Origin of the sequence: Sphingomonas sp. 1185, from assembly GCF_040544655.1 — a bacterium.
Taxonomy (GTDB): Bacteria; Pseudomonadota; Alphaproteobacteria; order Sphingomonadales; family Sphingomonadaceae; genus Sphingomonas.
Genome location: NZ_JBEPKL010000004.1, coordinates 69,369 through 91,599 on the forward strand (window position 1 = coordinate 69,369; position 22,231 = coordinate 91,599).

Genomic DNA, 22,231 nt, shown 5'->3' on the forward strand with positions numbered 1-22,231 from the left:
CGCGAACACAATCTCTTCTGATCCACTGCCCCGCACGGCATCCGGACCCCGGCTTTCGCCGAGTCGGGCCTATCCAATGATGTCTGGAATGGTGGGCGATGACGGGCTCGAACCGCCGACATTCTCGGTGTAAACGAGACGCTCTACCAACTGAGCTAATCGCCCCCTCTCGGGAAGCCCCGCCTAATGCCGGGGTGTCGGGCATCTGGCAAGCCGCTTTTGCGTCGCGAACCGCAGCGGTTCCTTTGTTGGATACAAAGCCGATCGCATCCGGTACATAACAGGAACATCGGAGGCGGCCTGACCGGGGGAGCGGTCAGGGGCGTCCGGTGCTTCGGGGGGAGCGGGGATGGCCGGAACGGGGGAGGGCGCGCGGTGGACGCAGGCGCGGCGACGGCAATTCCTGGCGGCGCTGGCGGTCAGCGCGGATGCGGGCGTGGCGGCGCGGGCGGTGGGAGAGACGCTGGGCGCCGTGCGCGGGTTGCGGCGACGCGATCCGACCTTCGCGGATGGCTGGGCCGAGGCGATCGGCGCGGCGCACGCGCTGGTCGAGGAAGGCCTGCTGCGCCGGATGCTGACCCTGTTGGCCCAGGGTGGGGAGGAGGGCGGAGAGGCCGGTGCGGGGACCACCGGCCTCTCCATCACCCCGCCGCTCTCGGCCACCGAGGTGCAACTCTATCTGAAGCTGCTCGCCCGACGGGATGCGCTGGCGCAGGCCGGTGACGGGGCGAACGCGGCGGCGCGCGCCGATGCGGCGGAAACCGATGCGGCGCTGGAACGCGCGCTCGACGGCCTGGCGCGGCGGCGGTTGAAGGGGATGGCGTGATGGCGGGAGAGGATGCGGCGACGCGGCTCGCCACGCTGGCGATGCTGGAACCGGAGGCGCGGGGGCAGGCGCTGGCGGCGCTGACCCCGGCGCAGAAGCGCGAGCTGGTCGAGCGATGGGAATTATGGGCGCATGACGGACAGATCGCGCCGCCGGGCGACTGGCGGGTCTGGCTGATCCGCGCGGGGCGCGGCTTCGGCAAGACGCGCGCGGGGGCGGAATGGGTGAGTGCCCTCGCCCGCGACAATCCGGGTGCGCGGATCGCGCTGATGGGGGCGACCCTTCGCGATGTCGAGCGGGTGATGGTGCGCGGCGAAAGCGGCCTGCTGGCGGTGGCGCGCAAGGGGGAGACGCCGCGCTGGATCGGCAGTCTGGGGCAGGTGCATTTCGCATCGGGCGCGATCGGCTTCGCCTATTCGGCGGCGGCGCCCGAGGCTTTGCGCGGGCCGCAGCATCATGCGGCCTGGTGCGACGAACTGGGCAAATGGAAGGGGGAGGCCGGGTGGGACAATCTGATGATGACGCTCCGGCTGGGGGAGCGCCCCCGCGTGCTGGTCACGACCACGCCGCGCGCGACGCCGCTGATGCGCAAGGTCATGGCGCTGCCCGATTGCGTCGAGACGATCGGGCGGACTAGCGACAATGCGCATCTGCCCGACAGCTTCCAGGACGCGATGCTGGCGCAATATGGCGACACGCGGCTGGGTCGGCAGGAACTGGACGGCGAGATGGTCGACGACCGCGAGGGGGCCCTGTGGACCCGCGCGCTGCTCGACCGGCAGCGGGCGAAGACGGTGCCCGCGCTCGACCGGGTGGTGGTCGGCGTCGATCCGCCCGCGACCAGCAGCGGCGATGCCTGCGGGATCGTCGCGGTCGGGCTGGGCCGCGACGGCCATGGCTATGTACTGGAGGATGCGAGCGAGGCGGGGCTGTCGCCCGAGGGCTGGGCGGCGCGGGTCGCGGGCTGCGCCAGGCGCAACCGCGCGGACCGGGTGGTGGCCGAGCGCAACCAGGGCGGGGATATGGTGGAGAGCGTGCTGCGGCTCGCCGACCCGACCCTGCCGGTGCATCTGGTCTATGCCTCGATCGGGAAAGCCGCGCGGGCGGAGCCGGTGTCCTTCCTCTATGCGCAGGGGCGGGTGTGGCATGCGCGTAGCTTCCCCGCGCTGGAGGACGAGCTGTGCGGGCTGGGTGTGGCGGGAGCCTATGATGGGCCGGGCCGCTCGCCGGATCGCGCGGACGCGCTGGTCTGGGCGCTGACCGAGTTGATGCTGTCGGGCCGGGGGCCGCCGGGGATACGGAATTTATGAGGTCAGCTTTTCCTCCCCTGCAAGGGGAGGTGGCAGGCCGAAGGCCTGACGGAGGGGTGTCCTGGTTGGAGATGTGGGACTGTCTTCGCGGGCGGTGACACCCCTCCACCATCCTGCGGATGGTCCCCCTCCCCTTGCAGGGGAGGAATGGTTTTCGAGGAGATTCGACGATGAGGATGTTCGGTCGCAAGGCCGGGCGGGGGGCTGCGCGTCCCTTGCTCGGGCTGGGCTTGGCCCGGTCGGGGGTGCCGCTGACGGGGGCGGCGCCGTCCTATGAAAGCCAGGTGCGCGAGGGCTATCTGCGCAACCCGGTGGCGCAGCGCGCGGTGCGGATGGTGGCGGGCGGACTGGCGGAAGCACCGCTGGTCGCCTCGCACCCCGAGCTGGTCGCGCTGGTCGCGGCGCGCAGCGAGGGGCAGGCGCTGCTGGAGACGGTCGCCACCCATATGCTGCTGCACGGCAATGCCTATGTGCAGCTATTGCGCGACGGCGAGGGCGCGGTCGTCGAGCTGTTCGCGCTGCGCCCCGAACGGGTGACGATGGAGCTGGACGCGAGCGGCTGGCCCGCCGCCTATCTCTACCGCGCAGGGGGTCGGGTGACGACGCTGCCGGTCGATCCGGTCCGGCCGCAGGTGGTGCATCTGAAAAGCTGTCACCCGCTCGACGATCATTATGGGCTGGGCTGTCTGGGCGCGGCGGCGGGGGCGATCGCGATCCACAATGCGGCGGCGACGTGGAACCGCGCGCTGCTCGACAATGCGGCGCGGCCGTCGGGGGCGCTGGTCTATGATCCGGGCGATGGCTCGACCCTGACGCCCGACCAGTTCGAGCGGCTGCGCGCCGAGATGGAGGGGTTCGCGGGCAGCGGCAATGCGGGGCGGCCGCTGCTGCTCGAAGGCGGGCTGAAGTGGCAGGCGATGAGCCTGACCCCGGCGGAGCTGGATTTCATTGCCGCAAAGTCGTCGGCGGCGCGCGAGATCGCGCTGGCCTTTGGCGTGCCGCCGATGCTGCTCGGCCTGCCCGGCGACAACACCTATGCCAATTACCGCGAGGCGAACCGCGCGCTGTGGCGCCAGGCGATCCTGCCGCTGGCGGCCGCGATCCTGAGCGGTCTGTCGCAGGGGCTGGCGGGCTGGTTCGAGGGGGCGAGCCTGTCGGTCGATGTGAATCGCGTCACCGCGCTGGCCGAGGAGCGGCAGATGCTGTGGCAAATGGCGGCGAGCGCGGACTTCCTCGATCCGGCGGAGAAGCGCGCCATGGTAGGTCTGTCATGAGCGGCGACGTTCTGGCGCGGCTGCTGGCGCAGGCGGCGGACAGCGGTGCGGACCTCGTGACGCTGCGCGCGGTCGCCGAGGAGGCGGGCGAGCTGGGCGCGACGCGCGCGCTGACCCGGCTGGGCCTTTCGGACGCCGAGGCGGCGGGGGATGTCGCGGAACTGCGCGAGCTGCTGACCGCGTGGCGCGAGGCCAAGTCGTCGGTGTGGAAGAGCATGGTCGGCTGGATCAGCCGGTTGCTCGGCGCGCTGCTGCTGGCGGGAATCGCGATGCGGCTGGGGATGGAGGACTGGCTGAAATGAGCCTTTCCTTCACCGGCTATGCCGCGATCTGGGACCGGATGGACCGGGTCGGCGACGTCATGCGGCGCGGCGCATTCGCGGGCGCGGGGCGGGTGCCGCTCCTCTGGCAGCATCGCGGGGTGGCGATGGGGCGGATCGAGTCGCTCGTCGAGGACGCCACCGGGCTGGCGGTCGCGGGCGTGGTCGAGGACCCGGCGCTCGCCGCGCTGGTCCGGTCGGGCGCGGTGGCGGGGCTGTCGGTCGGTTATCGGCCGCGCGTCGTCCACCAGGGCGCGGCCCGCGCGATCCTGTCGGCGGAACTCATCGAGATCAGCCTGGTGACGGTGCCGATGCAACCGCTCGCCCGCGTGAATCACCTTTCAACCAAGGGGAATTGATATGGACGTGATCGAACGACCCGTGCTGGACGGCGCGCGCGACAAGAGCGACGGCGCGTTCGGCGGCTATGTGCGCAGCGGCACCACCGTCGAGCTGAAGGCCTTTACCGGCACGACCGGGGACAGCGGCGGCTTTGCCGTCCCGCGTGAGATCGATGCGGCGATCGCCTCGGTCCTGAAGACCGTCTCGCCGATCCGGGGCATCGCCAATGTCGTGGCGGTGGGATCGGCGGGCTATCGCAAGCTGATCACCACCGGCGGCACGCCGTCGGGCTGGGCGAGCGAGACGGCGGCGCGGCCCGAAACCGCGACCCCCGCCTTTGTCGAGCTGGCGCCGCCGATGGGCGAACTCTATGCCAATCCCTCGGCCAGCCAGGCGATGCTGGACGATGCGGCGTTCGACGTCGAGGGTTGGCTGGCGGAGGAGATCGCCACCGAGTTCGCACGGGCCGAGGGCCAGGCCTTCATCACCGGATCGGGCGTCAACCGGCCGCGCGGCTTGCTGACCAGCCCGATATCCTCGGCCCGGGACGGCACCCGTCCCTTCGGCACGCTGCAATATCTGGCGAGCGGGGCGCCCGGCGCGTTCGGGCCCGCCCCCGACGAACGGCTGGTCGACCTGATCCAGTCGCTTCGTGCGCCCTATCGCCAGGGGGCGTGCTTCGTGATGAACGCCGCGACCTCGGCGCGCATCCGCAAGATCAAGTCGGGCGACGGCCAGTTCCTGTGGGCGCCGGGGCTGGTGGCGGGGCAGCCCGCGACGCTGCTCGGCTATCCGGTGGTCGAGGCGGAGGACATGCCCGACATTGCGGAGAATAGCTGCGCGATCGCGTTCGGCAATTTCCGGCTCGGCTATCTGATCGCCGAGCGTGCCGAGACGGCGATCCTGCGCGATCCGTACAGCAACAAGCCGTTCGTCACCTTCTACGCCACGCGGCGGGTCGGCGGCTGTGTCAGCGACTCGGAGGCGATCAAGCTGATGAAGTTCGCAACGAACTGACCCCTCGGAAAAATCGGGGCAGCCGGCAGGCGGCTGCCCCGTAGTTCAGGGAGGATGCCGGACCCGGCCGGGGGGCGCGGGGTCGGCATGGCCGGTGCCCAAGGGGGAGGCGGGCAGCGGCTGAGCAGGTCTCTGCTCCCCAAGTGTGACGATCATATGTCGCGCCTGTCGCAACTTGTATCGGTGAAGGAGAATTCATGATGAGCGGGACGATCGAGCCCATGCCGCCCGCATGTCTGGCGGCGGCGGCGGGCGCGGTGCGCGCGCTGTTGCGGCTGGACGAGGGCAATGAGGCGGCGCTGGTCGAGCGGGTCGCGGGCGTCGCGCTGGGTCTGGCCGAATCCTTTTGCGGGCAGCTGCTGATCGCGCGAGTCGTCGAGGAGCCGGTGACGGCGTCGGTCGCGTGGCAGGCGCTATCGGCGACGCCGGTCGGCGCGATCCTGTCGGAGGGCGAGGGGGCGATAGACCGTGATGGTCGTGGCTGGGTCCGTACCGGCGCGGCGATCACGGTGCGTTATCGCGCCGGGCTGGCAGCGGACTGGGCGGGCCTGCCGCCCGAGATCGCGCATGGCGTGGCGATCATGGGCGCGCATCTGTTCGACAATCGCGAGGCCGCCGCCGTGCCGCCCGCGGCGGTCGCGGCGCTGTGGCGGCCCTGGCGGCGGATGCGGCTCGATATGCCGAGGCGGTCGTGACCGCGCGCGAGGCGCTGCGCACCGGCCTGTTGACCGGCCTGCGCACCGTTTTGCAGCCGCTGGCGGTGACGGTGTTCGACGCGGTCCCGGTGCGCGGCGGCGTCCCGCAGGCGGTGCTGGGCGAGCCGAGCGACAGCGACTGGGGCGCGGCGGGGATCGAGGGGCGCGAGCTGCGCGTGACCGTGACGTTGAGCGACGAGGGCGAACAGCCCCGGCGGCTGCGCGCGGCGATGCAGGCGGTCGAGGGGATCGCGCTGCCCGCCGCGCTGTCGGACGGATGGCGGGTCGCGGGGCTGGCGGTCATCGCGACCCGCATGGCGAAGACGGGCGCGCGCTGGACCGCGAGCGTCGAGTGGCGCGCCCGTTTGTGGCGCGCGGGACAATAAGGGGGGACATCATGGCGATCGAAAAGGGAAGCGCCTTTCTGCTCAAGATCGGCGACGGGGCCGAGCCGCCCGCCTTCGCGACGATGGCGGGGCTGCGCACGACGCAGCTGTCGATCAACGGCGAGACGGTGGTCGTGACGAACAAGGATTCGGGCGGCTGGCTGTAGCCGCGCAAAAAATCCGAGCAAAAATTCGGGCAAACGAGCAATAATTCAGCGAGCCGCCGCCTGAACCTGATCGTGGAGCTGGTCCGATTGCAGCCGCGCATCGGCGTAGAGCTTCGCCAGCTCGACCTTATCGGCATCGCTGACAAGGGCCATGAAACCCTCATACAAGCGCATTGCAGCCGGGGTTACAGCGCCGAGGATTTCGATCGCCTTGAGGATCGTCGCCAAGTCCATGGTCAGCATCCCCGCCGGATCAGCAACGTCGTGATCGCCTCGCGCGCCGTCGCCACCTGGGACAGGAAGACGGGATCGGCGCGGTCATAGGCGGTCCGCGCGGCCTTCACCTGCCGGAACGCCATCTGGTCGAGGACCGCGACACAGCGCTTTTGCGCGGGGTTGAGCTGATCGCTGTGCATCGCCGCCAGCGCCGCGATCGCGGTCGCCTGATAGGCCAGCTCAACCGACAGCGCGGCCTGTTCGTTCGCCCGCCGGTCGCCCTGCATCGTGGCGCAGCCCGGCAAGGCGAACGCCATGACCAGCGCGGCCAGCGCCACCGTGCCCGGCACGATGCCGAGCAGCGCTTCCATGACGCGCTTCACCGGCCACCCCGCAAACGCTCGACCGACTTTGCCAGCGTATAGCCCGACGCCAGCGCCCCGATCAGCAAGACGATGTCGGTCGGGATGCCAGCGAGGAAGCCGGTCGACGCCTTCACCATCGCGTTTGCGGCATCGGGCGATACCATCGCGACCAGCCCGACCGAGGCCGCGCCGATCGTCGGGATCGCCATCAGCGCGCCGACGCACAGCGGCCGGATCGCGCGGGCAAGCGCGGTCATCCAGGCGGGCGCGCCCGGCCCCAGGTCGAGCGTGTCCAGGCTCGCGACCTCGCCGCCCAGGCGCAGCCCGGCGGCGAGGTCGGCGTCGAACGGGATCGGCGGCGGCAGGCCCGCCGGGTCGTGCGTCCCCGTCTCGAACGGCGAGGGGGAACCATTGTCGCGCAGCGGCGGGGTCATGCGGCCTTCCTGAAAATGACGGTGGGAAACTCGACACGCTGGGCCCAGCCCAGCACGAAATCCTCGTTCGCGGCGCGCAGCTCGGCCAATTCGACGTATCGCGCGCCCTGGAGCGCGTTGAGATAGGTCAGGACCGCATCGCGGCCGACCGCCCCCCGCCGCGCGATCAGCCCGCGCAGGGCGGTGGCGGTGGCGGGTCCGGCATTGCCGTCAACCTTCAGGTCGGGATAGTCGCGGCCCTGGCGGTTGAGGACGTTCAGCACGCGCTGGAGGAAGGTGACGGCGACGGCGACGCCCATGTTTACGCCCGTGTCGAACAGCTCGGCGGCGATGGCCCGGTCGACCGCCGCGATCCAGTCGAGCCCGATCCGATCCCAGTATAACCGCCGGTAGATCGACAGCGCCCGCGACTTGGGCAGATCGGCCATCGCGCCGGTATAGCCATCGGCGCGCGCCACGGCCTCGGTGATGCCCCATTGCGTCGCGCCGCCCCGGTCGGACGGATGGTCGCTGAAACCACCCTCGATGCCCAGGGTGTGGGCGGCGGCCTCTTCAAAGGGGGACAGGTTAGCCATGCACTCCCGATAGCCATTCGTCAGCCGGGCCGGGGGATGCGCTGGCGCATCAGGCCCAGTCGGTGATCGCCATCGCCAGCTTGGAGGTGCCATCGCTCTGGCGCTCGAAGGTTTCGAGCTTGGGGAAGCGCCCCCAGTGAATGCGCTCGTTCAAGCCGCTGGTCGCGGCCTCGTCCTCGATCACGAGGAAATCGCCGGTCGTGCCCAAATCAAGTTGCATCGCATAAAGCCGGTCGCGCAGATCGTCCGACAGGTCGACCATCGTCCAGGCAAAGCCGCCCGCGACCACGCCCGGTTCGCCGCCGAAGCCGCCAGCGGCCAGCCGATCGGACCGGCCGGTATCGACCAGCGGACGCCCCGACCCGAACTCATAGGCCGACCGCATGGCCTGGCCGACCACCGCGATCCCCGCCCGGATCGGCGCGGCGGCGGTGATGCGCAACTGGACGTAGCGCGTGAAAACGGGCGCAGGCAGGACGCACAGGCCATGGCGCAGGACCGGCGCGCGGCGGTAGCTGTGCGCGAAGGTGCCCGCGACCGCCGCGCCGTCCAGGCCGGGAACGACCGAAAAGCTGTCTGCGGCGGCGGCGTTCGTGAAGCCCAGGACGATCCGGTCGACGGCCTGCGCCTGCCCCAGATCGAGGACGATCGTCGCCTGCGCAGTGCTGGCCGCGAACGCCTCGCGCGGCGACGGCGTGGCAAGATTGCCCCGGCCCGCGCCAGCCGAGGACCGGCCGTCATCGACCGTGAAGGCCAGCGGATGAACGATCGACAGCATCAGGCCCCCACGCGCTTCAGCACGGTCAACGAGGTGGTATTGTTCTCCAGCTCCTGCGCCTCGATCACGAAGACGAGGTCGCCGGGCCGGTAGTCGAGGCGGTTGCAGTCTGCGGCGATGCAGCGCCCTTGCAGGTCCGACCGCGCGCCCTGGACGATCGCCACGTCCTCGACCAGCGGATAGCCGTAGAACGCGGCGAGCCGCACCCCCTCGGCCGCCGCGCCCGCCTCGGTGGCGAAGGGCGAGGCGGACGCGATGGTCCGCCCCTTGGGCCAGCGCGCCGCCGCCGCCGTGGCGACCGGCAACTCGCGCTGGTTCGCTTTGAGCTGGGCCGCGTAACCGGCGGCGACAGGCGCCTCGGTCATCGAACCTCCCTGTCGATGCGCTCCATCGTCGCGACGAGCGAGGCGACGTGGAACGACATATTGTCGTCGGCGGTGACGGTGTTCATCAGGTTGCGCAGGCCCGCCTCGACCGCCGCATATTCGGTCGTGCCGGTGACCTTGCGCAGTTCGGTCAGATAGGTGGCGCGCCGCGTGTCACGCTCCTGGCGTTCCTGTTCGTCCGCCCAGGCCGCGATCTTGCGCGACTCGGCGATTTGTTCGGCGGTGTATTCAGCCATGATGGTCTCCTGTTGGTGGCTGGGGTTGGCGTCCGTCACTGTTCGGTCTGGACGATGGAAATGCGCTGGGTCGCTTCGCCTGGACGGTTGGAGCCGTTCTGCGGGCCGGGGCCGGTGTTTCGCGTCACCAGACGGGCTGAATATTCGACGCTCGATCCGCCCGAATTGTCGGTGAAGGTCAGCGACCCGCCGATCGCCTCGCGATAATCGCCGGGTTCGTCGCTGCTATGTGCAGGATCGCGGTCCCATGATCCGGTTGCGTTCAGGGTGGCGACGTCTGCACCGTTGCGCGACAGGATGATTTGCGCGGAAAGGTCGTTGCCCGACGCCTCGGACTGGGGCTTGTCCACCCGCTGATACCATGCCCAGCTATAGCTAAGGACCACGACGCGCGATCCGCCGCGCGATCCGACAGTGCCGGTCGTCACGCTCGCATTGCTGGCGGTGCTGGTCGTCCCGATCGCGTTCTTGATCGTGCCAGCCGACAAGCTCCCGCCGAAATAGCTGCTGCCGTCGGTCTTGAGGTAATAAGACGCGTTGGACTCGGTGCAGTTGGCGAGGTTGTCCTGGCGCGGGCCGAACCATTCGATGAACTGGTTCGAGGAACCGAAGCCGGTCCCCATCACCTTCATCACCGACCCGTTGTCCATGATGACGCGGCCCTTGCCGCCGCGAAGATCGTTGGCGATCAGGACATTGCCGCCCTCGGCTTTCAGGGCGGCGATGGGTTGACCGTTGACGGTGTTGATGAGCGCGATCACGTCGGCGAGGAACGCGACGTTGGATGTCGGATTGCCGTTCGCGTCGGTCGCGATCATGCGAACCGTCGCCGCCGCGCCCGGAACGCTGACCGTCTTTTCCGCCCAGGCGGTGGCCACCTTGTTGCGCACATCGGCGATCGCCCCCTCGCTCGACTGGACCCGACCCTCCAGCGCACCCGCGCGCGCCTCGGTCGTGCTGACCCGGCTGGAAATGGCACTGTCTGCATTGGCACGAGCCGCCGCCTCGTCGGACAGCGCCGCACGCACCTGCGTGGTGCCCCCGTTGCTCCCCAGAACGGCCTTGCCGTTGAGCATCGGGATGTACTCGTCAATGAAAGCGTTCGGATCGTTGTCAGTGACGCCATTATAGAACTCGACGCCGTTGCCCTTGCCAGCCCCAGCGCGTCCGACCAGCACATAGGAAGAGCGGTATTTGAAGCTAGGCGAGAAAAACGCTTCACCCGCCCCGACGCGCCCCATCGCATCGTCCAGCCCGTTGTTGAAACGGTTGCTCTGTGGCTCGTCCGCAGTCGCGATAATAACGGTTTGGCCCGTGCCGATACCATTCAGGAGGGCCGCCATCTGGGCGGGGCCGGATGCGCCGTTTCCGAACACGTCGAACGTGTTCGCATAGCCGACATTGTTGCTGTTCGGATCGAAAACGATGACCAGATAGGATCGGCCGCCCGTCCAATAGGTATTTCCGTCAGGGGTGACAAAGCGAGTTTCACCAAACGGAGCATTGGAGGCCGACGCGCCGCGCGAGGTGACGCGAAACTGCGCCGGGGTACGGTTGACCACCGCCTCGGTCGAACTGACCCGCCCCGCAATGGCGCTATCCTGGTTGGCGCGCGTGGTCGCCTCGTCACGGATACGACCCGCGATGACGCTGTCCTGCGAGCCATTCAGCTGGGCCTCGGTCGATGCGACCCGGCCCGCAATCGCGCTGTCCTGATTGGCGCGCGTGGTGGCCTCGTCGGTGACGCGGGCGTTCGTCCGCACGTCGTCGGTGATCTCGCGAAAGAACCAGCCGGAAATCTGATAGCCGGATCCGCCCGGCATATTGTCGACGTTGATGCGCGGGCGCAGCCAGACGCGGTTCGGGTAAGCGCCCTGATCCCAATCGACGTAGATGTCGCTAGCATAGCAATAGAATGCGCTGTCAGGGATCGCTGCATAATATGACCGGGTGGCCTCGGGCGCGTTTGCCGAATAGCCTAAGAACTCGCCGACCGATTTATCCTGGTTGAAACTCTCCCAATACACGCGAGGGTTGCCGCCGTAGCCGTTCGGTGCCTGCCATTGCACGATCCAGAAGCCAGCCCGATACTTGCGCCCCTTTACGGCCCGAATAAGCCGGTCCGGGGCATCCATATATAGCCAGTGATTTCCGTCCGCAGGAACCTGAAAGCCTAACGCGGCTCCCTGGGAGCCATTCTCCCAAAAGATGCCTGAGTTCCGACCGGACCAACTGGTGTCGCTGCCCCAGCCATCGGATTTTCGCTCGAAGCCGGGAAAAATCGCCCCGCTCACGCTGTCGTTGAGCTTGCCGTAATTGGCTTCGGTGGTCGCGACCCGGCCCGCAATCGCACTGTCCTGGTTGGCGCGAGCGGCGGCCTCGTCACGGATGCGGGCCGCGATCACGCTGTCCTGATCCCCACGAAGCTGCGCTTCGGTCGAGGACACACGGCTTGCAATGGCGCTGTCCTGGTTCGCGCGGGCGGTGGCTTCGTCTCGGATGCGGGCCGCGATCACGCTGTCCTGGTCGCCGCGAAGCTGCGCTTCGGTGCTGGAAATTCGACCCGCAAGCGCACCGTCCTGATTGGCACGGGTTGTGGCTTCGTCCGTGATGCGCGCGAGAGTTTCGGCAACGGATGCCTTGCCCGTGCCGGGCGAGTACGGCGTCCATTCGTTCAGTGCATCGCTTGCGGGACCGACATAGGGCTGGGTGAACCACGCTACGCTATGACCACCACCTTCATCGGTCGGATATTTCCGAAGTGCCAGACGAACTGACACCACACCGTCTGGTATTTGACAGCGCTTGACGCCGGTATAGTCCCAGCCGGTCAACGCGCGACCGCCGTTGCCGCGGTTCGGGCTGAAATTCTCCCCCGCGTATCCCGCCCAGCCACCGTTTGCGTTGTAGAAGAACAGCGTGACCCATGCGCGACAACGGTGGTTTGATGTGCGGGCATAAGCTTGCAACCAGCTGCCCGCCTCTACCGCGATAGGGTCGCTAACGACCTCCATGTAATCGCGACCGACAACATGCTCGTTCAATGCAATGACGTTTTCACCAGCCGGGCGCCAGTCGTCGCCATTGCCGTTGATCGACCAGTCCCCTCCGTTCGGATTGTTGCCAAGCCCCCATCCGGCCAGCGTTGCCAAGGTCGTGTTCGGCACCCAGTTGCCCGCGCGGGAGGCGCGGGCCTCCACGGTCGAAACCCGACCAGCGATCGCGCTGTCCTGATTGGCGCGGGCCGTCGCCTCGTCGCGGATGCGGGCCGCGATTACGCTGTCTTGGTCACCGCGAAGTTGGGCTTCGGTCGATGAGACTCGCCCCGCGATGGCGCTGTCCTGGTTGGCGCGCGTGGTAGCCTCGTCGGTGACGCTCGCCTGGATGACCGTCAGGCCGGACTGGTCTCCCAGCTGAATACGGCCACCTGAGGCCGTGAACGGCAACTCCAGAAAGGCGGCGGGGTCATTGTCGACATTGCCGAGATAATGCTCGCGCCCGTTTCCCCGACCGATCCCCGTCCGGCCGAACAAGACATAGGCAGCACGGAAACTGAAGCTGGGCGACTCGTAACGAATGCCAGCCCCGATGCTCTGCATCGCCTGGAGGAGTGATGGCGTCAGGCGATTGGTTGACGGTTCATCGGTTGTGAAAACGACCACCGAACGACCGCCGGGAATGCTTTCGATGTAACGAGCCATGGCGGCTGCGTCATTGTCGCTGGTGTTCGGGCCGTTGTACTTCTGCTCGCCGCCTCCAAAGACGTCGAAGCGCTTGTGGCCCGCAATGTCGCTGCCGCCCAGGTCGAACCATGCAACGGTGTACGAGCGGCCCGCAAATGCCGCTGTGCTTCCATCCGGCCGATAGATACCCGCATCGCCAAATCCGGTGGGCAGAGATGCCGAATTGCCGCAGCTCTTGACCATCCACGTCGGGGCGCGCTGCGACAGCCCGGCCTCGGTCGTCGCGACCCGCCCGGCGATCGCGCTGTCCTGGTTGGCACGGGTGGCCGCCTCGTCACGGATGCGGCCCGCGATCACGCTGTCCTGATCCCCCCGGAGCTGGGCCTCGGTCGAGGTGACCCGGCCAGCAATGGCGCTGTCGGCCGCCGCCCGGTTGACCGCCTCGTCGGTGGTGGCGCTGTACGCCGCATCGGCCCGACCCTGCGCCTGCTGCGTCTTGGTCAGGAGGGTGCCTTCCTGCCCCTTGGCCCGCTCGATCTCGCTGGACAGGTCGCTGGCGACGGTCGACGCCGCCTGGCGTGCGGACGCGGCCTCGCTGCGCGCCGTCGCGGCGGACGCGCTGACATCCGAAACTGCGGTCGACAGGTCGGACCGGACCTTGGCCGTCTCGTCGCGAGCGACCGCGATGTCGCTCGATAGAGAGGCGCGGGCCGTCTCGATTTCCTTGCGCGCGGTGACGATCGCCGCCTCGTTCGCATCGATCGCGGTCGTGACCTGACCGGCGGGCCGACCGGCGACGGCGGCGGTGTCCTTGGCGGTATTCTTGCCGGTCACGTCCGCGCCTGGTTGCGCAGGCTGGAGGTCCGCCAGCTTCTGCCCGTCCGGGAAAGTGACATCGCCCGCCAGCACGGCGGCGCTGATCTCGCCGTCGCTGTGCACGCGGTGGTTCTTCTGGAAACCGACCTTCACGGTCGCGACCGGCGCATAGGCCGAGCGGCGTTCGACATCCTCGAACGCGATCGTCTCGACCGGATCGGCAAAGGCGATCGGCCGCAACGCGATCCGGCGGTCGGCGGTCACCGCCCAGGACAGCGAGGCGCGCAGGGTCAGCCGGTCGAGCATCTGGGCGGGCGTCTCGCTCGCCTGGTCCGCATGGAGCCCGGCCGGATCGGGGCGCAGGGCGACCAGCGCGGCCAGCCCGTCGACCGCCGGTCCCTCGGCCGCCGCCGAAATCGCGGCGGCGATGCCGGGGACCGTCTCGACATAGCCGCTCCCCAGCTCGCCGCGCAGGTCGGCGGTCAGGGTCGAGGGTTGCGTCCACCACTTCACGCACGCGATGGAGGGTGCGGCAGCGCATCCGCCTTCCTGCACCGTCGCGGCCTTCAGTGCCTCCAGCGTGGCGGCGACCGACCCGGCCCATTCGACCGTCGCGATCGGCACCGGCCGCCCCTTGTCCTTCACCGCGTCGAATGCGCCGAGCGGGCGGGCGGGGTCGCCGAACTCATAGATGTTCCAGGCCGCGAGCAGGACGCGACCCTCGACGTTCCAGCACCGGCCCCAGCTGCGCCGCTTGACCCGGCCCTTGGCCGCCGCGTCGCCCTCGATGCCGCCGGTCCCGGCAAAGCTGTCCTTGACCAGCGGTTCGCCCAGGCGGCCCGCCATGTCGGACAGGGTGAAGACGAACCGGCCCGCGCTGTTCGAGTATCCGGCGATCGTCCCGGACAGCTTCACGGTCCAGGCGGGCTCGCCGTCGCGGTCGTCGCCGATCGACACGGTGATGGCTGCGTCGTTCCAGATCAGGCCCGCCATCAGCGCGCGGGTCGAGGCCATGGCCGGGGCGAAGCCGACCGCCGACGCCTGCGCCACCGCGCCGCCGGTAAAGCCATCCTTGCCGAAACCGAGCGCGGCCTGGACACGCGGCAGGCTGACCACGCCCGCGCGCCAGTCGGCCAGCCCCTTGAACAGATAATGCGACCGCCCGCCGCCCGCGAGCCGGATGTCGACCGGGTTGCCGCTCGCGTCGCTGGGCCGCGCCTCGACAATGACCGTCCTCATTGTGCGTAATCCCGTGCGATAAGCGTCATGTCAGGGTCGACCGAGCGGGCGGCCTTGCCCGCGCCCTGGTCGACGAGCTGGCGAAGCAGGTCGTTCGTTTCCTGGGCGGCGGCGACGACCTGTTCGGTCAGGCTGTTGCCGGTCTGGATCGCGGCGGTCTGCGCGGCCTGGACGCCCGCCGCGCTGTTCACGCGGTTCGTCTCCAGGTCGACGATCGCCCGCGCCGCCTCGGCCGCCGATTTGCGATCGGCCGCATATTCCTCGCCGCCGGTCCCGAAGGCTTCCTTGCTGGTCGCCAGCAACTGGCGGTACAGCTCGGCCATGCGGTCGGCGGCCCCGGTCTTGCCTTCCTCGGCATCGGCGCGGGCGGTGGCGATGTCCGAAAGCAGCGTCTTGCGCCGATCGGCGGCCGATCCCTCGAACAGGTCGCCCGACGACAGGCTGGTCAGCAAATCCTTGAGACTGCCGACCCGCGAGCGCAGCGTATCGTCGAGCAGCTTGGCGCGTTCCTCGGCGTTCAGCTTTTCGACCTGGAGCAGGTCCAGGCCATAGGTCTTGGCGATCCGCACCCGGTCGGCCGCCGTCCGGTCGAACGTGTCGAACACGCTCTTGAGCTGGCCGGTCAGCCCGCCCAGCGATCGCTCCAGCGCCTGGACCTTCACCGCCTCGGCCACCGCCTTGTCGAGCGAGGACGAGGATTGCAGCGCCTTTGCAACCGCGCCCGTCACCTTCACCGCGCCGTCCGCGATCGCGTCGCGGATCGCGATCTCGATCGCGGCGGACTCGTCCTTGCCATTGTAGAGCAGCCCGGAACCCGGATGCTTGGCATCGACGCGCGAGCTGCCGGAGCCATCGACGCGGTAATAATCCTCGCGCTTGCCGATCGACACGTTGAACGACCCGACATCCGCGCCCAGTGCGTCGGCGATCTTCTGGATACCGGACTGGACCGACTTGGCGGTCCCGGACAGCGCCTCGGTGATCTTGCCATCGCCGCGCAGCGACGCCGCGCCATCGACCGAGCTGATCGTCGCGCTGCCGGATTTGGGCTTGTTGAACAGGTTGCCGACCAGACCACCGATCAGCCCCAGCGCCGCGCCAGCGCCGGGGATGCCGGTCAGGCCGCCGATCATGCCGCCGATCGCGCTGCCGGTCTGGTTGGTCTTGATCCCGACCAGTCCGGCGATGGAGGCCGCCGCCTGTCCCTCGAACGCGCCCGCCAGCCCCTTGCCCGCGAACTTGCCCAGGTTCTGGCCGATCTTCGACGCGGTTTCGGGGTTGGTGAACAGCCCCGTGACCTTGGTCGCGACCCCGCCGATCGCGCCCGCGAACAGTTCTTCCGGGCTCTTGATCCCACGGCGCGGCGCGGTGACGGTGACTTCCCCCGAAGTCCCGGCTTCCGGCGACAGGGCCGGACCGGCGGCGGTCGGCTGCTTCGCCAGCGCACCAGCCGCGCCGCTGGCCGCGCGGGTCAGCGTGTCGAGCGCGGTACTGGCCTGGCCGGTCCGCGTCGCCACGACATCGACCGCGTCGGCCATGCGGGCGGACGCATCCTCGACGACGCTGGTCCCGGTCACCCGGTCCTCCAGCTGCTGGAACAGGTCCCCGAACAGGCTGTCGACGATCTTCTCCGCCGACACACGGTTGAACGCCTGCATGAGCCGTTCGGGCAGTTTCTCCAGGCCGGAGTCGCCGGAGATGGTCGCGGTGATGAGGCCGCGAATATCCTGCAACCCGGCCAGATAGATGCGCTGGCGCTGGGCCATGCGTTCGAGCTGGCGATCCTGCGCGATCAGCGCCTGGGTGGTCGCAAGGACCGCGTCCTTCTGTTCCTGGGTCAGGGGCCCGCGCTGGCGCTCCAGCTGCTGGATCACGCGCAGCGCCTCGGCCTGGTCGCGGTGACCGTAAAGCAGTTGCTGGCCGACCTCGAACGCCTGTTGCTGGCTCTCGACGAAATCGGCGATCGGGCGGTTGAGCCCGTCGCGCACCACGCCCTTGGCTTCCTGTGCCTGGGCAATCAGCTCCTTGAACTCGGGCGGCTTCTTGCGCGCCAGATCGTCCATGATGTCGTCGAGCTGGCGAAGGGCGGCGTTCGCCTGGCGCACGGCGGGCGGCGTCCGGTCGAACTGGTCGGTGATGCCCGCGATGCGCGCGGCGGCATCGCGGCCGAACTCGTCGCGCGCCTCGGTGGATTTGGGCTTGGGTGGCTTTTTCGTCTTGGCGTCCCGGCGCAGCCCCTTTGCCAGTTCACCATCGTCCAGCGACCTATCAATCTGATCCGCAATCTGGTCATTCAGCGGAGCAGAGGCGCGCTTGACTATCGCGTTTAAAAACTCCCGCCGGTCGATTTTCAGGCCGGTGAAATCGAATTTTTCCGCCGCCTGGATAACGTCATTAGCCGTGGTCTTTCCAGCTTCCAAATCCTTGACCACAGCAGCGAGATTTCGTGCGTTCTGCGATCCGCGTGCTGATCCGTTGATTGCCCCCTTGATCCCCGCAAGTGGATCGGCGCTACCGAAGAGCAGGCCCTCACCCTCATAAAAGCCGCGCAGCCGATCCGATACGGAAACCGATCCGGCATCTGCGAACGTCTTGCGCGACTCTTCCCGATCCTTGGCCGCGCTGGCACGAAGGTTGATCGCGGTCAGCCGGGCATTCAAGACGAGCAGTTCATTCTGCTTCTTCAACTTGCCGCTGGTCAGGTCGAACATTTCGCCGAGGACGCTCTGCGCCTCCGACAAGCCATTCGCCCCCAGCTTCGCGGCCTCGGCCGCTTCCTCCGCCTTGAACAGGTTCTCGACGAAGGGGAGGATGACCGCCGCGCCGACGGTCAGGGCGATACCCCAGGGCCCGGTCAGGAACGCGCCGAACTTGCCTGCCGTCCCGGACATTTCGGACAGGGCATAGCCCATCTGCCCCAGCTGCTGGGTGAAGGACCGGACGATGTCGCCCGTCGTGACCGCCTGCAACCCGGCGTCACCGAATTGCTGGCCGAGGTTTCGGACGGCGAAGGCATTGCGACGACTTTCCGCCTCGGCTTCCCTGGTCCGGCGCGCGGCCTCCCGCTGCGCCTGGGCGAGCTTGATCGCGGCGATCGCGGCGGCGGCTTCCTCGCGTTCGGTTTCGTTGGTGGCGCTTGCCAGCCGGGCCTCGGCCGCCGCCAGCTCGGCGGCTTCGCGCTGCGCCTGGCCGCGCGCCTGGCTCTGCGCGTTGGTGGCGCGGGCCTGTCCGTTCGCCGCCTCGGTCGCCTGATCGGTGGCGGTCGCCAGCTGGCGCGACGCATCCGACGAGGTGTCGGCGGCGTCGGCCAGCGCATGGGCGGCCTGGGCGGTCGACCGTGCCTGCGTTCCCGTCCGCTCCAGCGCCTCCGCCAGCTGGCCGGTGTTGCCGACGCCCGCCTGGGACTGGGTCGCCAGCGCGGTCACCGCCGCGCGGGCGATGTCGGACGCCTGGGCGCTGCCCCGGAGCGATTGCGAATAGGCGTCCTCCGCCGCCTCGGCACGCTGGCGCGCCTGGGCCAGCTCGGCTGTGGCAGTGGCGATCGCCTTGGCGTCCCCGGCTGCACGGGTGCCACCCCCGCCGGGCGACAGGGTGATGGTCGGGTTTTCGGCGGTCAGCTCGACCCGGCCTTTCGCCTGGGCGAGCCGCGACTCGGCCGCCGTCACCGCCTCGCGCGCGGCGTCGCGTTCGGCGCGCGCCAGATCGGAGGCGGCGCGCGCGGCCTCGGCCGCCTTGGCGGTGGTGGTGCTGTGCGCGCGGGCGACGCGACCGGCGGCGGCGACCAACTCGTCGGCTCCGGTGGCGGCCCCGCGTGACTGGTCGGTCAGCTGCGCCATCGCGGCGGACGCCTGCTTGGCCGATCCGCCCAGCGTGACCGAGGACCGCGCGGTCGCCTCCAGCGCGGCGGACGCCTCGCGGCCCGTCCCGGCGACACCGGCCGCGCGCGAGGCCTCGCCGATCGCCGCGACCAGCTGGCGCGCCTGGACGGTCGCGCCCCCGGCGGCGGTGCCGATCCCGGCGATCGCGGTGGCGCTGTCCTTCGCCGCCCCGACAAGGCCGGAGCCGTCAGCCTTCAGTCGAACGGAAACGATCAGGTCGCGGCTCATGTCACGCCAGCGCGGTCAGGGCCGCGCGCTCCATCAATTGCAGGTCAAGGAAAAGGTCGGTCGTCATCGCGATCGACAGCATGTCGGCGGTCGGGCGGACAGCGGCATATTCCAGGCCGAGCCGCCCCCCCATCGCGTGGAACCGCCATTGGGAGGTCAGCGCCATGAACAGGGTGACCACGTCCACCTCGTCGGGCCCGATCTCCACCGTGTCGTCCCGCCGCCCGGCCGCGCGGCGCGCCTCGATCGCGGCGATCGCGGCGGCGGCGCTGTCGGTGGCGGCATCCTCGGCGGGTTTGCCGCCGCCGCGACCTTTCGCCCAGGCGGTCGCGACGGCGGTCAGTTTCCCGCGCGGGCCTTGGGTTGCCCCGCGAGGCAGGCGCGGAAGGCGTCGAAGATGTGGATGAACATCCCGCCCTCGTTCATCAGGCTGCGCAGGTTCGGTGCGACCAGCGGCTTGCGGTTGCCCTCTGCGTCCAAGTCGGTCAGCCAATTCTCCGGCACGTCGAAGCGCAGCGGGTCGCCATTCTCCGCATGGACCCCGCGCCAGTCGGTCGCAATCTGCGCGACCAGCTCGGTATAAAGCTGGGCGTGATCGGCCCCGGCTTCTTCCTCCAGCGCCTGGATGCGGACCACCTCGGCGATGAAGGCGGTGGCGGCGTCCACCTTGAGCAGGCGGAAACGCATTTCGATCGTGAACGACTGGACGGTGCCGTCCTCCATGACGACGGGGAAGGTAACAGGCGTCCAGGCGCGCGGCTGGGCGACGATGCGATAAATGGGCTGGGTCATGTCACTTCGCCGTGATGATGAGGTCGTCGGGCGTGGTGCCGACATTCAGCTTCCCCGTGATCGTAATCATGAGGACGTTGTTCTCGTCGGACAGCTCGATGTCGGTGATTTGCAGATGGTCCGACTTGAACTGGATGATGTTGCCCGCGACCGTGCCGTGGTCGAGCTGCACGGGGATTTCATCGCCCTTGCGCAGGGTGGTGAAATAGTCCTTCGCGCCGATTGCCGGGCATTCGGCGACCACGCGGCAGGTCAGCCCGTGATTGCCCCGGTTGATGTAGTTCGCACCGACGAGGTTGCGCGGCGTGATCTCCGCATTCGCCTCACCCGTGAAGCTGCGCAGATTGGCCGCGAAGCCGCCGAGCAGGAAGTCGGTGTTGGTTGTGTTGACCTCCAGCGGGTCCTTCCATTGGTCGAACGCGACGGCACCCGGCGCGGCATCGCCGATCGCCCCGGCCGCCGGGAGCAGCGCGGTCATGTCGACCTTGATGAACGGATATTGCCCGGCGGTGAAATCCCATCCGAACGTGCCCCGGCCGCCCAGGCCGATGCGCTTCTGGGTGCCGTGCCAGTGATAGGCGGTGGCGGACGACAGGGCCGCGCCGATCGCGGCGAAGCGCTGCACGGCGCTGGTGTTGGCGGTCAGGACGGGCGCGGCCATGCCGCACGCCTCCAGATGCTCCATCCAGGCGGGCGCGGTCCCGGCCGCGCCGGAGCCCGCCAGCTCCAGCTCATAGCCATAGGTCTGGCGCTCGTTCGACGGCGCATCCTTGGAGCTGCCGCGAACCGGCCGGTCGAGGTTGCGCTGGATGCGGTCGACGACGACCGGCTTGGTGGTGAAGTTGCGGGTCAGCGCCGCATTGGCCGCACCCGTGGGCGCGGCGTCGGTGGCGTAGGTCGCCTCTTTCTTGAAAAAGAGGACTTTGACGGCGTCGACCATGGGTCAGTCCTTGTCGGTGGTGGTGGCGGGGGGCTGCGCGGGTGCAACCTCGGCGGCGACCTCCAGCGCGGGGTCGGGCTTGCCGCCCAGCGCCTTCAGGCGCGCGGGGCCCGACACGGGAAGGTCCCATTGGTCGAGCGTCCGCCCGGTCTCGTCGACCGGGCGGGGCTTGGTGGCATCAGCCTGTGTGGTTTTCGGTGCGGCGGCCATGGGGCGTCCTTCGGTCGGATGTCGAAACTGTGACGACAGTCAGACCGGATTTCGCGCGCGCGCGCGGTATGCGCTGGCGCAGGGGAGCCGGGCCTAGAAGCTAAAAACTCGCAATGATTGGTAACCAATCTTACTATTCAATTGGGCTGCCGCATTGTTTAATTCGGGCAAGCAACATAACCTAATTTCGATCGCGCTGCTATAATTCCGAGTAGATTGACCAAGTCATCCACGCCAGAGGAAAAAATGAAAACACTTTTCATCTATCTCGCATTGGCTGCCCTACTGGCTATCGCATGGCTCATGTGGGCACATTATGGATTGGACGTCGCGGCTTGGGGACTTAGCTCAACCACCGGGGTGACTGTTGAAAAGGCAGGGCAATGGTCTGACAGCTTTGGTGCCTTCAACGCTCTCGTTTCCGCCTTAGGATTCGGAGCGGTTCTAGCTACCCTGTGGTTTCAAGCAGTTAGTTTGAAGGACCAAGCGAAAGACCAATATCGGCAACGTTTTGAGACGACATTCTTTGAACTGTTGCGAATTATGCGGGAGCTGCGATCTGAAATTCGATTTGAGCATTCTGCCGAATACGCAGGAGCCCAGTCTTCAAGTCGGTTGATTAGAGCTTACGCGGTACGTGGCCAGATGCCTCACGTAAATGATAAAGCCGTAATCTATTCCGGATACGAGGCAATAAAAGAAGCGGTAAAAGAAATAAGATTTTGGATAAACACATCCGAAAACGGAGAGGCAAAAGAATTAAATATTATATACAATAAGAAGATTCATAAGCTACATGAGCCTACATTTTCACCATATTTTAGAATAATATACACAATTTTATTTAGGTTAAGCAAAGATAAAATGCTATCTCAACTCGAGAAGGCGGAATTTGGAAATCTTCTAAGGAGCCAGCTGACGAGTGATGAAATTCTTCTGATGGCGACCAACGGGCTATCTCCTGTATCAAAAGATTTCAGCAATTTTATAATAGAATTTAGGATGTTGAAGTATTTAACTAAAAATTCCCTTAGGACGGAGCTGGAGAGGCATTACTCACCCACAGCTTTTCAAGCGAGAGACTAAGGGGTGAAAGTAAAGCTGCCTGCCTTGAGAGC

22 protein-coding genes, 1 tRNA gene and 1 pseudogene are annotated in these 22,231 nt (G+C 67.9%); 10 read left to right on the forward strand and 14 right to left on the reverse strand.

Annotation, left to right across the window (positions count from 1 at the left end; translation table 11 throughout):
• Window positions 1-89: 89 nt before the first annotated feature.
• A tRNA-Val gene (locus ABIC44_RS04815) sits at window positions 90-165 on the reverse strand.
• A gap of 184 nt (window positions 166-349) precedes the next feature.
• Between ABIC44_RS04815 and ABIC44_RS04820 the strand changes: the two genes are divergently transcribed.
• The 9 genes and pseudogenes from ABIC44_RS04820 to ABIC44_RS04860 all read left to right on the forward strand — a co-directional run.
• Window positions 350-826 carry a hypothetical protein gene (locus ABIC44_RS04820; protein WP_354294016.1) on the forward strand — a complete coding sequence of 159 codons (477 nt, stop codon included), beginning with the start codon at window positions 350-352 and terminating at the stop codon, window positions 824-826.
• Entirely contained in the window at window positions 826-2,136 is a 1,311-nt protein-coding gene (locus ABIC44_RS04825) for a DNA-packaging protein (RefSeq protein WP_354294175.1), read from the forward strand. The genes ABIC44_RS04820 and ABIC44_RS04825 overlap by 1 nt, the downstream gene beginning before the upstream one ends.
• Window positions 2,137-2,306: 170 nt before the next feature.
• Window positions 2,307-3,410, forward strand: a complete 1,104-nt coding sequence (locus tag ABIC44_RS04830) for a phage portal protein (RefSeq protein ID WP_354294017.1) — start codon at window positions 2,307-2,309, stop codon at window positions 3,408-3,410.
• Window positions 3,407-3,712, forward strand: a complete 306-nt coding sequence (locus tag ABIC44_RS04835) for a DUF6127 family protein (RefSeq protein ID WP_307102422.1) — start codon at window positions 3,407-3,409, stop codon at window positions 3,710-3,712. Before ABIC44_RS04830 ends, ABIC44_RS04835 begins: the two co-directional genes overlap by 4 nt.
• Window positions 3,709-4,089, forward strand: a complete 381-nt coding sequence (locus tag ABIC44_RS04840) for an HK97 family phage prohead protease (protein WP_354294018.1) — start codon at window positions 3,709-3,711, stop codon at window positions 4,087-4,089. Before ABIC44_RS04835 ends, ABIC44_RS04840 begins: the two co-directional genes overlap by 4 nt.
• 1 nt (window position 4,090) lies before the next feature.
• Window positions 4,091-5,089 carry a phage major capsid protein gene (locus tag ABIC44_RS04845; RefSeq protein WP_307102426.1) on the forward strand — a complete coding sequence of 333 codons (999 nt, stop codon included), beginning with the start codon at window positions 4,091-4,093 and terminating at the stop codon, window positions 5,087-5,089.
• Window positions 5,090-5,286: 197 nt separating this feature from the next.
• A complete protein-coding gene (locus tag ABIC44_RS04850) occupies window positions 5,287-5,784 on the forward strand; it encodes a hypothetical protein (protein WP_354294020.1) in 498 nt (165 codons plus the stop codon).
• The gene (gp17, locus tag ABIC44_RS04855; protein WP_307102432.1) at window positions 5,781-6,170 is read left to right on the forward strand and encodes a tail completion protein gp17; all 390 of its coding nucleotides are present in this window, start codon (window positions 5,781-5,783) and stop codon (window positions 6,168-6,170) included. The genes ABIC44_RS04850 and gp17 overlap by 4 nt, the downstream gene beginning before the upstream one ends.
• 11 nt (window positions 6,171-6,181) lie before the next feature.
• Window positions 6,182-6,331, forward strand: a pseudogene (locus ABIC44_RS04860) (phage tail tube protein); the annotation flags it as partial.
• Window positions 6,332-6,382: 51 nt separating this feature from the next.
• Here the strand turns inward: ABIC44_RS04860 and ABIC44_RS04865 are convergent.
• The 13 genes from ABIC44_RS04865 to ABIC44_RS04925 all read right to left on the reverse strand — a co-directional run bounded on the left by ABIC44_RS04865 (window position 6,383) and on the right by ABIC44_RS04925 (window position 21,113).
• Window positions 6,383-6,580 (reverse strand): hypothetical protein, encoded by a 198-nt coding sequence (locus tag ABIC44_RS04865; protein WP_354294022.1) that lies wholly within the window; start codon window positions 6,578-6,580, stop codon window positions 6,383-6,385.
• Window positions 6,574-6,936, reverse strand: coding sequence for a hypothetical protein (locus ABIC44_RS04870; protein ID WP_354294024.1), 363 nt, complete (start codon window positions 6,934-6,936; stop codon window positions 6,574-6,576). Before ABIC44_RS04870 ends, ABIC44_RS04865 begins: the two co-directional genes overlap by 7 nt.
• Window positions 6,933-7,352 (reverse strand): hypothetical protein, encoded by a 420-nt coding sequence (locus ABIC44_RS04875; RefSeq protein WP_354294026.1) that lies wholly within the window; start codon window positions 7,350-7,352, stop codon window positions 6,933-6,935. The genes ABIC44_RS04870 and ABIC44_RS04875 overlap by 4 nt, the downstream gene beginning before the upstream one ends.
• Window positions 7,349-7,927 carry a glycoside hydrolase family 108 protein gene (locus ABIC44_RS04880; protein WP_354294027.1) on the reverse strand — a complete coding sequence of 193 codons (579 nt, stop codon included), beginning with the start codon at window positions 7,925-7,927 and terminating at the stop codon, window positions 7,349-7,351. The genes ABIC44_RS04875 and ABIC44_RS04880 overlap by 4 nt, the downstream gene beginning before the upstream one ends.
• 49 nt (window positions 7,928-7,976) lie before the next feature.
• Complete coding sequence (locus ABIC44_RS04885) at window positions 7,977-8,705, reverse strand: hypothetical protein (RefSeq protein ID WP_354294029.1); 729 nt, start codon at window positions 8,703-8,705, stop codon at window positions 7,977-7,979.
• Window positions 8,705-9,070, reverse strand: coding sequence for a hypothetical protein (locus tag ABIC44_RS04890; RefSeq protein ID WP_354294031.1), 366 nt, complete (start codon window positions 9,068-9,070; stop codon window positions 8,705-8,707). Before ABIC44_RS04890 ends, ABIC44_RS04885 begins: the two co-directional genes overlap by 1 nt.
• On the reverse strand, window positions 9,067-9,327 hold the full coding sequence (locus tag ABIC44_RS04895; RefSeq protein ID WP_354294033.1) for a hypothetical protein: 261 nt from the start codon (window positions 9,325-9,327) through the stop codon (window positions 9,067-9,069). Before ABIC44_RS04895 ends, ABIC44_RS04890 begins: the two co-directional genes overlap by 4 nt.
• A 35-nt stretch (window positions 9,328-9,362) precedes the next feature.
• Window positions 9,363-15,065, reverse strand: coding sequence for an interleukin-like EMT inducer domain-containing protein (locus tag ABIC44_RS04900; protein WP_354294035.1), 5,703 nt, complete (start codon window positions 15,063-15,065; stop codon window positions 9,363-9,365).
• Window positions 15,062-19,171: a hypothetical protein gene (locus ABIC44_RS04905; protein ID WP_354294036.1), complete on the reverse strand. Its 4,110-nt coding sequence runs from the start codon at window positions 19,169-19,171 to the stop codon at window positions 15,062-15,064. Before ABIC44_RS04905 ends, ABIC44_RS04900 begins: the two co-directional genes overlap by 4 nt.
• A gap of 1 nt (window position 19,172) precedes the next feature.
• Window positions 19,173-19,379: a DUF1799 domain-containing protein gene (locus ABIC44_RS04910; RefSeq protein WP_354294038.1), complete on the reverse strand. Its 207-nt coding sequence runs from the start codon at window positions 19,377-19,379 to the stop codon at window positions 19,173-19,175.
• 131 nt (window positions 19,380-19,510) lie between these two features.
• Window positions 19,511-19,963, reverse strand: a complete 453-nt coding sequence (locus ABIC44_RS04915) for a histidine kinase (protein WP_354294040.1) — start codon at window positions 19,961-19,963, stop codon at window positions 19,511-19,513.
• A 1-nt stretch (window position 19,964) separates the two neighbouring features.
• Window positions 19,965-20,903 carry a phage tail tube protein gene (locus tag ABIC44_RS04920; RefSeq protein WP_354294042.1) on the reverse strand — a complete coding sequence of 313 codons (939 nt, stop codon included), beginning with the start codon at window positions 20,901-20,903 and terminating at the stop codon, window positions 19,965-19,967.
• Window positions 20,904-20,906: 3 nt separating this feature from the next.
• Window positions 20,907-21,113: a hypothetical protein gene (locus tag ABIC44_RS04925; RefSeq protein ID WP_354294043.1), complete on the reverse strand. Its 207-nt coding sequence runs from the start codon at window positions 21,111-21,113 to the stop codon at window positions 20,907-20,909.
• A 216-nt stretch (window positions 21,114-21,329) separates the two neighbouring features.
• Here ABIC44_RS04925 and ABIC44_RS04930 point away from each other — a divergent pair, with 216 nt between their 5' ends.
• On the forward strand, window positions 21,330-22,199 hold the full coding sequence (locus ABIC44_RS04930; RefSeq protein ID WP_354294045.1) for a putative phage abortive infection protein: 870 nt from the start codon (window positions 21,330-21,332) through the stop codon (window positions 22,197-22,199).
• Window positions 22,200-22,231: the final 32 nt, after the last annotated feature.